The 13,463-nt window shown below is 70.9% G+C and carries 16 protein-coding genes; 10 read left to right on the top strand and 6 right to left on the bottom strand.

Annotated elements, in window-relative coordinates:
- Positions 1-91: 91 nt before the first annotated feature.
- Together ACWEF2_RS19000 and ACWEF2_RS18995 are read right to left on the bottom strand one after the other, a co-directional pair.
- Positions 92-1,168: an ABC transporter substrate-binding protein gene (locus ACWEF2_RS19000; protein ID WP_453816833.1), complete on the bottom strand. Its 1,077-nt coding sequence runs from the start codon at positions 1,166-1,168 to the stop codon at positions 92-94.
- Between the two features lie 63 nt (positions 1,169-1,231).
- A complete protein-coding gene (locus ACWEF2_RS18995) occupies positions 1,232-1,468 on the bottom strand; it encodes a putative acetyltransferase (protein ID WP_453816831.1) in 237 nt (78 codons plus the stop codon).
- A gap of 110 nt (positions 1,469-1,578) precedes the next feature.
- On the opposite strand from ACWEF2_RS18995, the gene fdxA reads away from it, so the two are divergent.
- The 3 genes from fdxA to ACWEF2_RS18980 all read left to right on the top strand — a co-directional run bounded on the left by fdxA (position 1,579) and on the right by ACWEF2_RS18980 (position 3,842).
- Positions 1,579-1,905 carry a ferredoxin gene (gene fdxA, locus ACWEF2_RS18990; protein ID WP_189792132.1) on the top strand — a complete coding sequence of 109 codons (327 nt, stop codon included), beginning with the start codon at positions 1,579-1,581 and terminating at the stop codon, positions 1,903-1,905.
- Positions 1,906-2,079: 174 nt separating this feature from the next.
- A complete protein-coding gene (dapC, locus tag ACWEF2_RS18985; RefSeq protein ID WP_453816828.1) occupies positions 2,080-3,159 on the top strand; it encodes a succinyldiaminopimelate transaminase in 1,080 nt (359 codons plus the stop codon).
- A gap of 11 nt (positions 3,160-3,170) precedes the next feature.
- Positions 3,171-3,842, top strand: coding sequence for a DUF4178 domain-containing protein (locus tag ACWEF2_RS18980; protein WP_453816826.1), 672 nt, complete (start codon positions 3,171-3,173; stop codon positions 3,840-3,842).
- Here the strand turns inward: ACWEF2_RS18980 and ACWEF2_RS18975 are convergent.
- Positions 3,839-4,687: a hypothetical protein gene (locus ACWEF2_RS18975; protein WP_453816824.1), complete on the bottom strand. Its 849-nt coding sequence runs from the start codon at positions 4,685-4,687 to the stop codon at positions 3,839-3,841. The two genes, ACWEF2_RS18980 and ACWEF2_RS18975, sit on opposite strands and share 4 nt — an antisense overlap.
- Before the next feature lie 125 nt (positions 4,688-4,812).
- Here ACWEF2_RS18975 and ACWEF2_RS18970 point away from each other — a divergent pair, with 125 nt between their 5' ends.
- Positions 4,813-5,697: a 2,3,4,5-tetrahydropyridine-2,6-dicarboxylate N-succinyltransferase gene (locus ACWEF2_RS18970; RefSeq protein ID WP_453816822.1), complete on the top strand. Its 885-nt coding sequence runs from the start codon at positions 4,813-4,815 to the stop codon at positions 5,695-5,697.
- On the opposite strand, the gene ACWEF2_RS18965 is transcribed toward ACWEF2_RS18970, so the two are convergent.
- On the bottom strand, positions 5,687-6,415 hold the full coding sequence (locus tag ACWEF2_RS18965) for a MerR family transcriptional regulator (protein ID WP_453816820.1): 729 nt from the start codon (positions 6,413-6,415) through the stop codon (positions 5,687-5,689). The genes ACWEF2_RS18970 and ACWEF2_RS18965 overlap by 11 nt on opposite strands.
- A 44-nt stretch (positions 6,416-6,459) precedes the next feature.
- Between ACWEF2_RS18965 and dapE the strand changes: the two genes are divergently transcribed.
- Both dapE and ACWEF2_RS18955 read left to right on the top strand, forming a co-directional pair.
- The gene (gene dapE, locus ACWEF2_RS18960) at positions 6,460-7,533 is read left to right on the top strand and encodes a succinyl-diaminopimelate desuccinylase (RefSeq protein ID WP_453816818.1); all 1,074 of its coding nucleotides are present in this window, start codon (positions 6,460-6,462) and stop codon (positions 7,531-7,533) included.
- 344 nt (positions 7,534-7,877) lie between these two features.
- Positions 7,878-8,675, top strand: coding sequence for an LOG family protein (locus tag ACWEF2_RS18955; RefSeq protein ID WP_355598222.1), 798 nt, complete (start codon positions 7,878-7,880; stop codon positions 8,673-8,675).
- 89 nt (positions 8,676-8,764) lie between these two features.
- On the opposite strand, the gene ACWEF2_RS18950 is transcribed toward ACWEF2_RS18955, so the two are convergent.
- Entirely contained in the window at positions 8,765-9,136 is a 372-nt protein-coding gene (locus ACWEF2_RS18950; RefSeq protein ID WP_453816816.1) for a hypothetical protein, read from the bottom strand.
- A gap of 41 nt (positions 9,137-9,177) precedes the next feature.
- Between ACWEF2_RS18950 and ACWEF2_RS18945 the strand changes: the two genes are divergently transcribed.
- The 4 genes from ACWEF2_RS18945 (at position 9,178) to ACWEF2_RS18930 (ending at position 12,664) form a co-directional block, all read left to right on the top strand.
- The gene (locus ACWEF2_RS18945; RefSeq protein WP_453816814.1) at positions 9,178-9,777 is read left to right on the top strand and encodes a hypothetical protein; all 600 of its coding nucleotides are present in this window, start codon (positions 9,178-9,180) and stop codon (positions 9,775-9,777) included.
- Positions 9,774-10,319, top strand: a complete 546-nt coding sequence (locus tag ACWEF2_RS18940; RefSeq protein WP_453816813.1) for a DNA-3-methyladenine glycosylase I — start codon at positions 9,774-9,776, stop codon at positions 10,317-10,319. Before ACWEF2_RS18945 ends, ACWEF2_RS18940 begins: the two co-directional genes overlap by 4 nt.
- A 479-nt stretch (positions 10,320-10,798) precedes the next feature.
- Entirely contained in the window at positions 10,799-10,966 is a 168-nt protein-coding gene (locus ACWEF2_RS18935) for a DUF3117 domain-containing protein (RefSeq protein ID WP_355598230.1), read from the top strand.
- A gap of 171 nt (positions 10,967-11,137) precedes the next feature.
- The gene (locus ACWEF2_RS18930; RefSeq protein WP_453816811.1) at positions 11,138-12,664 is read left to right on the top strand and encodes a leucyl aminopeptidase family protein; all 1,527 of its coding nucleotides are present in this window, start codon (positions 11,138-11,140) and stop codon (positions 12,662-12,664) included.
- Here ACWEF2_RS18930 and ACWEF2_RS18925 read toward each other — a convergent pair.
- Positions 12,648-13,298 (bottom strand): O-methyltransferase, encoded by a 651-nt coding sequence (locus ACWEF2_RS18925; protein ID WP_453816809.1) that lies wholly within the window; start codon positions 13,296-13,298, stop codon positions 12,648-12,650. The two genes, ACWEF2_RS18930 and ACWEF2_RS18925, sit on opposite strands and share 17 nt — an antisense overlap.
- Between the last annotated feature and the right edge of the window lie 165 nt (positions 13,299-13,463).

The following is a 13,463-nucleotide window of genomic DNA, read 5'->3' as shown; positions in this document are numbered from 1 at the left end:
ATTCCAAGACGCCACGGCCTCTTATCGGTCCTCCTCAGACACTTTAGAGCCTTGAAGATGTCCCGACATATCAGTCTCGTCAGCCTCAGGCTTAACCGACCTTCGCCCCCCACTCGCGCTTGAGGTACGTTTTGGCCGTATCGGTCTCGGGAATCGTGAGAATCACCGGCTTGGCGTCCGTGGCGGGCAGCTTGGCGGCGAGCTCCCGATCCAGCGTGCCGCGCATCTGAAGGGCCTCCATCCGCACCGGCCGGGCGTACCCCTTGAGGAACAGGTTCTGGCCCCGGTCGGAGAAGATGAACTCCTGCCAGAGCCGGGCCGCCGCCGGGTGCGGGGCGTTCTTGCTGATGGCCTGGACGTAGTACGCGCTGAGCACGTTCTCGCCCGGGATCGCGACCTTCCAGCCGGGCTTGTCGCCGCCCGCCTCGTGGGCCGCCCGCTCGGCGTTGTGGTAGTCCCAGTCCACCACGGCCGAGGCCGCCCCCTGCGTCGCCGCGAGGTTGCCGGCCTTCTTCAGGCGGCCGAAGAACTCCACGCCCCTCGCCGCCTCGGCCTTGCCGCCGCTGAGCGAGGCCGCCATCACCCCGTTGAAGGCCGTGGCGGCCTGCCGGGGGTCGCCGGGCAGCGAGACGCTGTAACCGGGCTTGAGCAGGTCGGCGTAGGAGGTGGGGGCCGCGACCTTGCGGGGGTCGTAGCCGATGGACATGTATCCGCCGTACCCGGCGTACCAGCGCCCGCCGTAGTCCTTGAGGTGGTCGGGGATGTCCTGCCACGGCTGCACCCGGTAGGGGGCGAAGGCGGAGGCGTTGGCCACCGCGACCTCAAGGCTCAGGTCGAACACGTCGGGCTTGAGCGCTGCCGCGGCCTCGATCTCCCGCTGACTGCTCGCGCCCGGCTCCACCTGGTTGACCTTGATTCCGTACTCGTCGGAGAAGGTGTCGATGATCTCGCCGTAGTTCATCCAGTCACGCGGCAGGCCGATGACGGTGAGCGAGCTCTCCTTCCTGGCCGCCTCGACAAGGCGGTCCATCGTCGAGAACCCGTCACGGAGGGAGGAGGCCTGGGGTTTGACCGGGGGTAGCTGTTTGTCCTCGGTGGCCGGAGTGCTGCATCCGGCGATCGTGGCGGTGAGGATCATGGCGGCGGCGGCGCTGATGCGTACGGTCACGGCCGAATACTCTCCGCGACGGCCGGACGGGTCGAGGAGGCGCGGCCTTTTTTGGGGAACGGCTTACATCCGGCGGGGCGGCCGGTCCGGGACGACCTTCGCCGCGGCCAGCGTCGCCTGGGCGATCTCGACCAGGGTGCCGTCGCGTTTGCGCACGCCCAGCACGCCGTCCCGCCAGAACTCCAGCTCGCCCACGGCGTCGCGGAACCCCTCGGGAACACGTCGTCGGGTGGTTACTCTTTTCCCCACGTCAGAAGGGGTTATGGTGATTTCAAGGGCGGCGCCCAGACCGGGGATCATCGTCTTTCGCCCCCTCCCGTTTCAGCTACAAGGCGGGCACGGCAATACTAGGGCGTAGCAACCCGCGGTCGAAGTCGTGCCTAGGTGCGTAAATAAAGAAGGAGCCCGAGGTGACCTACGTCATCGCGCAGCCTTGCGTGGACGTCCTTGACAAGGCGTGCATAGAGGAGTGCCCCGTCGATTGCATCTACGAGGGCGAGCGCATGCTCTACATCCACCCTGACGAGTGCGTGGACTGCGGCGCGTGCGAACCCGTCTGCCCCGTTGAGGCGATCTTCTATGAGGATGACCTTCCCGAGCAGTGGAAGGACTTCTACAAGGCCAATGTGGACTTCTTCGAAGACCTGGGGTCGCCCGGCGGGGCGTCCAAGGTCGGCAAGATCCACAAGGACCACCCGGTCGTCGCGGTTCTGCCTCCGCAGGCCGAAAGCCACTAGCGGACCGGAACGGTCCGCCGGTGGGCCGGAGCGGTCCACCGGCGGGGCACCCGGGAGATCCGTGCGGGCAGGGGTGGCGCGGTGAGCCGTCTCCACCCGCACGGCTTCACCGACCAGACGTCTTCTCTCTCCCGCCCCGTCGGGGACGGAGCACAACCTCAGCGAGGGACAAGCTTGATCGGCCTGCCTGACTTCCCATGGGATCGCCTCACCCCGCTCAAGACGCTGGCGCGGGAACATCCCGGAGGCATCGTCGACCTGTCGGTGGGCACGCCCGTCGACCCGGTGCCCGCCGTGGTGCGGCAGGCCCTCGCCGACGCCTCCGACAGCCCCGGCTACCCGCCGACCTACGGCACCGAGCGACTCCGTTCGGCCGCCGCCGGCTGGCTGCGGCGCAGGCACGGCGTGATCCTGGACCAGGCGGACGTGCTGCCCCTGATCGGCTCCAAGGAACTGGTGGCCTGGTTGCCGACGCTGCTCGGCGTCGGCCCCGGCCGGCGGGTGATCCTCCCCGAGCTGGCCTACCCCACCTACGACGTCGGAGCCCGTCTCGCGGGCGCCGAGCCGTACGCCACCGACGGGCTGACGGCGCTCGGGCCCGAGCGGGTGCCGCTGGTCTGGGTGAACTCCCCCTCCAACCCGACCGGCAGGGTGCTGCCCGCCGAGCACCTGCGCAAGGTCGTCTCGTGGGCGCGCGAGCACGGCGCGGTCGTGGCCTCCGACGAGTGCTACATCGAGCTGGGCTGGGAGGAGCAGCCGGTCTCGATCCTCCACCCCGACGTCTGCGGCGGCTCGCACGAGGGCCTGCTCGCGGTGCACTCGCTCTCCAAGCGCTCCAACCTGGCGGGTTACCGGGCCGGGTTCGTCGCGGGTGACCCGGCGCTGATCCAGCGGTTGCTGGAGGTCCGCAAGCACGCGGGCATACTCATGCCGGCACCGGTTCAGGCCGCCATGGCCGTGGCTTTGGACGACGACGCGCACGTCATCGAGCAGCGGGCCCGCTACGCCGCCCGCCGCGCGGTGCTCCGCCCCGCCCTGGAGGCGGCTGGCTGGCGGGTCGACCACTCCACCGCAGGACTGTACCTATGGGCGTCCAACGGTATGGACTGCTGGAAACAGGCGCGAATCCTCGCTGAGAATGGCATTCTGGTCGCACCGGGTGACTTCTACGGAAAGGCCGGTAGTGCGCATATCCGAATCGCCGTGACCGCGAGTGACGAACGTATCAGTGCGGCAGCACGCCGCCTCCAGTAGGATCCCGCGGCATGACCCCTGAGGTCGCCGCGATACTGGGACTGAGCGCGGTCACCCTCGTGCTGCTGCTGGGCGCGCTGTTCGCGACCACGCGCCAGGACAGGAGACCGCTCAGGTCCGAGTCTCCCGGCGAGACCCCCCTCCCGTCCGTCGAGGTCGTCCAGCCGTCGCCCCGCCCGAGCGCCGGCCATGTCGGCATCGACTACCCCGATCCACGCACGATCAAAGTGGGCGACACGATCGACCGCCAGGGCGTGCGTACCCGTGTCCTGGGCGCCCTGTACCTGTCGTGGCAGGGCAAGCAGTGGACCGAGTACCTCCTGGACGACGGCACCCACCGTTACCAGTGGTTGTCGATCGAGACGCACGACGGTCCGACCCCGGACGATCCACCCCACCTTGAGGTGTTGCTCTGGACTCCGGTGCCCACCCAGGGCATGATCCCGGCCAAGACCACGCTGAGCGTGGAGGGCGTCGAGTTCTTCCCCGTGGAGCGGGGCACCGCGGCCTTCCGCTCCGAGGGCGTCACCTCGATGCCCGAGCGCGGTCTGCTCGACTTCGCCGACTACCGGGCCGCCGACGGCCGGCTGCTCTGCTTCGACCGCCTCCAGGGGCAGCCCTGGAACTCCTCGCACGCCCAGCCCCTGCCCCCGGGCTCCATCAACATCGAGAAGAAGAGCTAGGAGATGTCCACCTGGCCCGTAGGGGCCCCGGCGTCGGCCCTCCACCCCCGGCCGCCGTCGGCCGAGGTCCACGACTGGCCGCCGAACCGGATCCGGCGCAGCCCGAACTCCTGGGCGTGGGCGACCGACCAACCGGCCATCAGCCAGCCCCGCCGCGGGGAGGTGGCGGTGAGCGTGGCTCCCGGACCGAGCGCGTAGGCGAGCGCGCGCCTGGCCTTGGCGGTGCCGGGCTGCGACGTCCCGCCCGCCGCGCTCGCGGCCGGGGTGGGGGCCGGGGTGGGGAACCAGCAGTGCACGGCCTTGGGCACCCGTCCGGTGAACGCCGCGGACAGGATCTTCGCCTCCTCCTCGTGCTGGGCGTAGGCCGACCCGTCGGCCGAACGCTGCACCTCCTGGGCCGCCACGTGGACCGGCAGCCTCTGGTAGTCCTTCACCTTCACCAGCGCGGAGAAGAACCTCCCCGTCGCGTAGACCGGGTCGACGAGCTGATCGGGCCTGCCCCAGCCCTGGGACGGCCGCTGCTGGAACACCCCCACCGAGTCGCGGTCGCCGAACGGCAGGTTCAGCAGCTTGGACTCCTGGATGCCGGTGGCGTAGGCGATCACCACCGCCCGCTCGGGCAGCTTCCTGCGGGCGGCCACCATCGCGATGACCGAGGCGACCTGGGCCTGCCCGATCTCCAGCTCCAGAGAGCCCCCCGGCGCGGTGATCCTGCATCCCTCGCCGGGCTCGGCGAACGGCGTGACCCGGTTGAGCAGTTTGAAGATGCCCACGGTGATGGCCACCGCGAGCACGATCACGATCGAGACGATCGCGATGACCCCTTTGGAGAACCGCCGTCGCACGCTGAAGAACCTACCGATCTCGGGGAGCTGGGGAGCCCGCGGTGAATCCCGGTGAAATCTCGCAGCGGGACCGTCGCGTTCTGTTATCGTTTCACAGGTTCTGTGGGCGGGACCTGTCCGTCGCGGTGCCCCTGCGGCTCGGCGAGAAGCCGCTTTCGTCCGGGAGCGGAGGAGTCACGAGCCAGAGCCATGACAGTCTGCTTCCGGCGGCCGTCGACGAACTGTGGAAACGCCGAGACGAGCTGGACCCCGGTGACGCCGAGGCGCGTGGCGTCGTCGTGGGGGCCGTCGACCTGCTCGACACCGGTACGGCCCGCGTCGCCACCGTCTCCGGCGGCGGCGAGGTGGTCGTGGACAGGCGTGCGGGCCGGGCCGTCGCGCTCGCCTTCCGCCTGCTCGGCCTGGTCAGATCCCAGGTGGGCGACTTCCAGCACCACGACCGCATCCCCCTGAAGACCTCCTTCGACGGCGTCCGGGTGGTGCCGGGGGCGATCGCCCGCTGGGGCGCCCACCTGGCGCCCGGCGTCGTGCTGATGCCCTCGTTCGTCGACATCGGCGCCCACGTGGGCGCCGGGACCGTGGTGGACACCTGGGCCACGGTCGGCTCGTGCGCCCAGATCGGGGAGAACGTCCGCCTGTCGGGCGGGGCCTGCGTCAGCGGAGGGGCCGGGCCGCCGGACGGGGTCCCGGCGGTGGTCGAGGACGACGCGCTGATCGGCGGTCGCGCGCTGATCGCCGAGGGGGCCCGGGTGGGCCGGGGCGCGGTGGTCGGGGCCGGCACCATCCTGTCCGCCTCCACGCCGGTCGTCGACGTGCGGACCGGTGAGGAACTGGAGCGCGGGCGCGTTCCCGACCGGTCCGTCGCCGTCGGCGGCACCAGGGCCGCGTCGCCGGCCGGCGGCGCCTTCGGGCTGCCGTGCGTGCTGGTGCTCGGACACCTGCCGGAGGCGCCGCGGCACGACAGGTCCGCGCTCGGCGAGATCCTGCGGGAGTACGGACTCAACCTGTGATCAGCTCTACCATTCTGCGCTGGGCGGGTGACAGGTCGTCGACCGTCGGCGCGCCGGGCGTCTTTCCCGACACGGCCCCCGCCGGGGTCTCGGCCGCCACGGTGCCGAGAAAGGGACGCAGCGCGTCGGCGAACTCGCCGGCGAGCGCGGCGACCTCCGGATCGTCGGGGGAGGCCTCCCGCAGCGCCTCGAAACGCATCCCCAGGTCCCACATCCGGCGCTGGAGCCCCTCGTCGCCCATCGACATCCGGTAGACGTCCGCCAGGGCCCCGGCCGTCTCGGGCGCCACGGTCTCCAGCATGACGATCGTCTCCCGCTCGCGCTCCAGCAGCGGATGGGCGGGGAAGACCTGCTCCAGCTCGGCGAAGACGCGGCCCAGCTCGGGGGTGAACGCCGGATCCCCGCCGGTGTGCCGGAGCTCGGCGAGCATGGCCCGCTGCCGCCGGACGGCCTCCTCCTCCCTGGCCAGGTCGGCGTCCAGGTCGGTCAGCGCCTTGGCCAGGTCCTGTCTGGGGCCGAGCAGCCGGCCGATGTCGGGCAGGCTCATGCCGAGGGCCGTCAGCCGCCGGATCCTGATCAGCCTGACCACGTCCGCCATGCCGTACAGCCGGTAGCCCGCGGGGGTCCGCGGCGGCTCGGTGAGCAGACCCACCTGGTGGTAGTGACGGATCGTCCTGGTCGTGACCCCGGCCAGCGCGGCCAGTTCGCCGATGCGCAACACGCCTCCAGTAAAGCCCACAGCCGGGGGATAGGGTCGCGACCATGAGTACGCGTCTGGATCTCACACAGGACGTCGGGGCGCTCACCGCGCGGATCGTGGACGTCGAGTCGGTCAGCGGCGACGAGAAGGTGCTGGCGGACGCGGTCGAGGAGGCGCTGCGGGCGCTGCCGCACCTGCGGGTGGACCGCGACGGCGAGTCGATCGTGGCCCGCACCGCGCTCGGACGCGCCGAGCGGGTGGTGATCGCCGGCCACCTCGACACCGTCCCGGTCGCCGGCAACCTGCCCAGCCGGGTCGAGGACGGCCTGCTGTACGGCTGCGGCACCTCGGACATGAAGTCCGGCGTCGCGGTGGCGCTGAAACTGGCCGCCGCGCTCAGGGAGCCGAGCAGGGACGTGACCTACGTCTTCTACGACTGCGAGGAGATCGCGGCCGAGCGCAACGGCCTGCTCCGGCTCAGCCGAGATCACCCGGACTGGCTCGCCGGGGACTTCGCGGTGCTCATGGAGCCCACCGACGGCGAGGTCGAGGGGGGCTGCCAGGGAACGCTCCGGGCGGAGATCACGCTCCGGGGCAGGCGGGCGCACAGCGCCAGATCGTGGTTCGGGGTCAACGCCGTGCACGCGGCCCAGCCGGTGCTGGAGATCCTGAACGCCTATCGGGCCAGGCTGCCGGTGGTGGACGGGCTGGAGTACCACGAGGGCCTGAACGCGGTGGCGGTCCGCGGCGGCGTCGCGGGCAACGTGATCCCCGACGAGTGCGTGGTGACCGTCAACTACCGTTTCGCCCCCGACCTGACGCTGGAGGCCGCCCAGGCTCATGTGAGCGAGGTGTTCGACGGATTCGAGGTCCGTTTCACCGACGGCGCCCCCGCCGCCCGGCCCGGTCTCACCCATCCGGTGGCGGCGGCCTTCCTGTCGGCTGTCGGCGGCACGCCGCGGGCCAAGCTCGGCTGGACCGATGTCTCGCTCTTCTCCGCCCTCGGTGTTCCCGCGGTGAACTACGGGCCGGGAGATCCGAATCTCGCCCATCAGAGTGGGGAGTTCGTCTCACTTGAGAAGATCACCGACTGTGAGCGAAGAATGTTCCAGTGGCTTGATTCGCGGCCCGGCTGATCCGGGGCCACGCGCCGTCGCCGCCCTGGTCACGCCCCCTGAAGAGCCGGGGCACAAATGAAAGTGGCTTTCCTCGCCGGCCATTTGGCGGGGAAAGCCACTTTCAGTCCCGAGCAGCACCCTCGGCAGTTAGACGCGGCCTCCCGGAAATTCGGTTCCCGGATTCCCGGGAGATTTTTCAAGATTTTTCTGATTCCGGGGCCGGTGTGATGATCGCGGACCTTCGCCGGGTTGGTGACCTGTCCGCCGCGCCGGTACGGCGAGTGGTGCCGTCGGCCGGAGCGACGCCGGCGGACAATACGTGACCCGGTGAACATTCGTGGTCGCCGCACTAGCGTGTCCCCATGAAGAAGACACGTCCGGAGCGTCGCCAGGGGGCCGCAGTGGTCCGTGGCGACCTCGTCTCCGACTCCACCCACGACCAGAGGCTTCTCGATCGCCGAGGCCCCGCGGACTGGCTGCACATGGATCCATGGCGGGTCATGCGCATCCAGGCCGAGTTCGTGGAGGGTTTCGGGCAGCTCGCCGAACTCCCCCAGGCGGTGACCGTCTTCGGATCCGCGCGCACCCCCCAGGACTCGCCCGAGTACCGGATGGGCATCAAGCTGGGCCGGAAGCTCTCCGAGGCCGGCTATGCCGTGATCACCGGCGGCGGGCCCGGCTGCATGGCGGCGGCCAACAGGGGGGCCAGGGAGGCGGGCGGGGTCTCCGTCGGCCTGGGCATCGAGCTCCCCTTCGAACAGAGCATGAACGAGTACGTCGACCTGGGCATCGAGTTCCGCTACTTCTTCGTCCGCAAGACCATGTTCGTGAAGTACGCCTGCGGCTTCGTCGCGCTGCCGGGCGGCTTCGGCACGATGGACGAGCTGTTCGAGGCGCTGACCCTGGTCCAGACGCGAAAGGTCACGTCCTTCCCCGTCGTGCTCCTGGGCACGGAGTTCTGGGGCGGCCTGGTCGACTGGATCAAGACGACCCTGGTGGGCACCGGCAAGATCTCTCCGGCGGATCTGGGTCTCATCCAGGTGACCGACAGCGTGGACGAGGCCGTACGGATCGTCGTCGAGGCCGACCACCTGAACCGCGGCAACAGGGGCAGGAGGGAGCGTGCCGCCACCCGGGGCACGGTCGCCGACGCCCAATAGGGCTCTCCGCGGCGGTACGGCGAGTGGGGTCACCGGCCTGACCGGCGCCGGGAACGGTGCCGCCCGGTGAACACTCGCGATCAGTGCGATTAGGCGAGGCCGCGGCGGGTCAGCGTGGGCGGGCGCCGCCCGGCCAGCGAGTCGGCCATCTCGACCGCGAGCCGTACCTGGTCGGGGCGGGTGGTGCGGAAGACCCGGGCGCCTGCCCAGGCGCAGAGCGCGGCCGCGGCGAGCTCGGCGGTCTCCCCGCCGTCCTCGTCACCTCCGAGGTCTCCGCCGTTCCCATCGCCCCCGTCGTCTCGGCCGTCCCGGTCGTCCGGGAGGTCTCCGGCGAGCTCGGCGGGCGTGACGACGACGGTGCGCCCGGCACGGACCAGCCTCTCGATCTCGGCGATCGAACCGGCCCCGGCCCAGTCGGGGTCGTCGCGGTCGCCGGGGCCCAAGACCATGAGAGCTGTCATGAACTGATCCTAGGCCAGGGGAGTTGTGGCACGATTCGTATGTGCTGGTCGTACTCGCTCTCGCCGCTCTCGCCGTCCTCGCCGGGGTGGTGGCGGTCGCCATGGGGTACGGAGGCGAGCTGGCCGAGTTCGCCCCGGACGTTCCCCCACTCGACCTGCCCGAGGCCACGCGGCTCGGCGCCGCCGACTTCATGGCCCTGCATCTCCCGGTGAGCCTCGTCGGCTATCACACGCAGAGCGTGGACGAGACGCTGAACCGGGTCGCGAACGCGCTGAGCGAGCGCGACACCAGGATCGCGGTCCTTGAACAGCGGGTGGACGATCTGCTCGCCGGCAGGCTCCAGGCGCGTCAGGAACTTCGTGTCGGCCCACCGGCCGCCCCGCGCACCGAGCACCGTCCGCAGGCCCCCGAGGGGCCTCCCGAGCTGCCGGAGGCCCTGGAGGTCCCGGGTTCCCCGGAATCCCCGGAGGCCCTGGGTTCCCCGGAGGCCCCAGAACCCCTGAAATTCCCGGAGGCCCCAGAGGCCCCAGAGTCCCCGGGTTCTCCGGAGGCCCCGGAGAGCTCGGAGGCCCCGTCCGGGTTCGAAAGCGACAGGGACGGCGACCGCCCGCGGGCGCCGGGCGCGAGGGATCTTCGATGACCGGGCCGGTGCGCTGCGGATGGGTGAGCTCGGCTCCCGACTACATCGCCTACCACGACGAGGAGTGGGGCCGCCCGGTCATCGGTGACGACCGGGTCTTCGAACGGCTCACCCTGGAGGCGTTCCAGTCCGGCCTCTCCTGGATCACGATCCTGCGCAAAAGGGAGAACTTCCGGGCGGCCTTCGCCGGATTCTCCATCCCGGCGGTGGCCGCGTTCGGTGAGGCCGACGTGGACCGCCTGCTCGGGGATCCGGGCATCGTGCGGAACCGGGCCAAGATCGAGGCCTCGATCGCCAACGCCCGCGTCGCGCTCGACGTCGGCCTCTCCGACCTGGTCTGGCGCCACGCCGACCCCGACTCGCCCGCTCCGAGGCTCCTCGCGGACGTGCCCGCCCAGACGCCCGGCTCCAAGGCGCTGGCCAAGGAGCTCAGGTCGCACGGCTTCCGTTTCGTCGGCCCGACCACCGCGTACGCGCTGATGCAGGCCATCGGCCTGGTCAACGACCACGTGGCCGACTGCTGGGTGCGCGACACCCGCTGACGCCCCCCGCCGCCGTCCTCCCGGGGCCGATCGTCCCAACTCGGTAAATTCTCGGCGCGGCTCCGCCGGGACGGCGAACGCGCCGGGGACGGCCTCGTGGTCCGGTCTCCGGAACGGCCTGCCGGGGGCGGCCGGTTCCGCGGGCCGTTCGCCGGACGGCGGAGCGGACGGCCGAAGCGGCGGTGTCCAGCGGTGCGAGCAGGTGGGCCGGGGTGGTGGCGGGCCGGCGGCCACCCCGGAACCGGGGGTGATGCCCCGTGGGGGGCGCACGGAGCGGCACGGGCGTTCACGAGGACAAGTTTGGTCGTCCGGAGGGGCTCGGACGACGGTCTTGATTGCCCGATGAGTCGATGCTGAGCCTGATCGTTCCCATTCCGAGCCCGGAGACGGGATAATAGGACATCACAGAAGACGTGAATGCGTCGGCCACCCTCGGGTCAGTCGGAGATCCGGAGCCCGAAGCAGGAAGGGATACACGCATGGCGGCTATGAAGCCGAGGACCGGTGATGGTCCGCTGGAGGTCGTCAAGGAAGGCAGGGGCATCGTCATGCGGGTTCCCTTGGAAGGTGGCGGCCGGCTTGTCGTCGAACTCTCGGCGGCCGAGGCCAGTGCCCTTGGTGAGGAATTGAAGAAGGTCATCGTCTGAGCCCGACCTGAGATCAGCGGTGAAGCCGGGTCCGATCCGTTCCTGCTCACAGAGCATGACGTCCGCCATGGCCCGAGCGACCCCGACCGACGCACGGCCCTGGCCGCCGGACTGCCCGAGGGCGGCTCGCGCCAGGGCCGCGGTGCTCCCCGGCCGATGACTGGAGTTCACATGCCCATCTCCTCGTACGTGCTGCTGCCCCGCGAGCCCTCCCTTCGGGAGGCGCCCGACCTGGAGGGTGCGGCGGGCACGGAGGCCCCTGCCGTGACCTCGGTCGCGGTGACGGCCGAACTGTTCGCGGTCCCCTTCGCGGCGGACCTCGCCCCCGAGGTCGAGTTACCGCTGCCCACGGCCGAGCTGCTGGCCCACTACGAGGCCAAGGGGGAGGCGGGCGAGATCGTCGAGGTTCCCGTCGCCGTCGGCGAGGCCGTCGGCCGGGTGCTGCTCTACGGGATCGGGGACGGCTCGGCCGCGGCCCTGCGCAAGGCCGGTGCGGCGGTGGCCCGGCGGGGCAGCGGCAGGGACGCGATCAGGGTCGTGCTGCCCGAGGGGCCGGTGGCCGCGTTCGTGGAGGGCGCGCTGCTGGCCACCTACACCTTCCGGATCGGTGAGGCGAAGGCCACGCCGGTGGCGCGGATCGAGTTCGTCGGCGAGGGCGCCGAGGCGGAGGTGGCCCGGGGTGAGGTGATCGCCTCGGCCGTCGCGTTCGCCAGGGACCTGACCAACACGCCCTCCTCGATCAAGACCCCCGGCTGGCTCGCCGAGCGCGCCGTCGAGCACGTTCTCGCCGGAACCGGAACCGGAACCGGAACCGGAACCGTGAACGGGAGCCGGGTCGGCGCGTCGGTGTGGGATGAGGCGGCGCTGCGCTCCGGGCGGTTCGGCGGCATCCTGGCCGTCGGCCAGGGCTCGGTGAGCCCGCCGCGGCTGATCGAGCTGTCCTACCGGCCCGAGGGGGCGACCAGGCACGTGGTCCTCGTCGGCAAGGGCATCACCTTCGACACCGGTGGCCTGTCGCTCAAGCCGACCGAGGGCATGAAGTTCATGAAGACCGACATGGCGGGCGGCGCGGCCGTCATCGCGGTCATGGGCGCGCTGGCCTCCCTGGACGTGCCGGTCAGGGTCACCGGCCTGATCGCCGCCGCGGAGAACTCCTTCTCCGGTACGGCCCAGCGCCCCTCCGATGTGATCACACAGTACGGCGGGCGGACCGTCGAGGTGCTCAACACCGACGCCGAGGGCCGTCTGGTGATGGCCGACGCGCTGGCCTACGCCGACGCGGAGCTGGACCCGGACGTCGTGGTGGACATCGCCACGCTGACCGGGGCGATCAGCATCGCCCTGGGCAAGGGGCTCGGTGCGATCTTCGCCTCCGACGACGGTCTGGCCGCCGAGCTGACCGGGGCGGGCGAGAGCAGCGGCGAGCGGCTCTGGCGGATGCCGCTGATCGAGGACTACGTTCCGGCCCTGAGGTCGAGCGTGGCGGATCTGGCCAACATCGAGGCCGGATCGACCTACGGGGCGGGCTCCATCACCGCGGCGCTCTTCCTGCGCGAGTTCACCGGCGGGCGGCCGTGGGCGCACCTGGACATCGCCGGCGTCGGCCGCAGCGGCGCGGACGAGGGCGTTCTCAGCAAGGGCGCCACCGGCTACGGCGTGCGCCTGCTGCTGGAGTGGCTGTCTAGTCGCCCAGCTTGACGGCGGCCAGGACGCCGTCGCCGAGGGGGATCATCAGCGGTCGCAGCCGTTCGTCGGCGCGGACCAGCTTGCCCAGTTCCCGTACGGCGACGGTGTCCGGGTCACGCTGGGCGGGATCGGCGACCCGGTGGTTCCAGAACGCGCCGTCGAAGACCACGATGCCGCCGACCCGCAGCAGGCGGACGGACTCGGCCAGATAGTCGGCGTACTCGTGCTTGGCCCCGTCGCAGAAGACGAGGTCGTAGCCGCCGTCGGACAGCCGGGGCAGAACGTCCAGGGCGCGGCCGGTGATCAGGCGGAGCCTGCCGCCGGAGAACCCGGCCTGGGCGAAGCTCTGCCGGGCCAGGCGCTGATGCTCCGGCTCCACGTCCACGCTGGTGAGCGTGCCGTCGGGGCGCATGCCTCGCAGCAGCCAGAGGCCGGACACCCCGCAGCCGGTGCCGATCTCCACCACGGCGCGGGCGTTGATGGCCGAGGCGAGGAAACAGAGCGCGGCGCCCGCGCCGGGCGGGATCGGCGGAGCCCCCACCTCCGCCGCACGCCGGCGGGCGGTCATGAGGATCTCGTCCTCCGGGTGGAACTTCTCGGCATAGGCCAGAGTGGCCTCCAGCGGACTTGTCGGCGTCTCTGCCATCGGCCTCTCCTCCCGCTTTCTCCGTACACAGTCATATAGGCGCTGGGTCGCAGCCTAAGGGAGCCAGGCCCGATCGGGAACTCATGTAACGCCCGGTGCGTTGCACGGTTTAAGCGGCCTTTGCCGGTCCTGAAGGTAGTGAGTGCGCACGAAGGGACGAAACCA

This window comes from Streptosporangium sp. NPDC004631, assembly GCF_053601935.1.
Note: the sequence above shows the minus strand (reverse complement) of the source record. Positions and strands in the feature narration are given on the sequence as shown.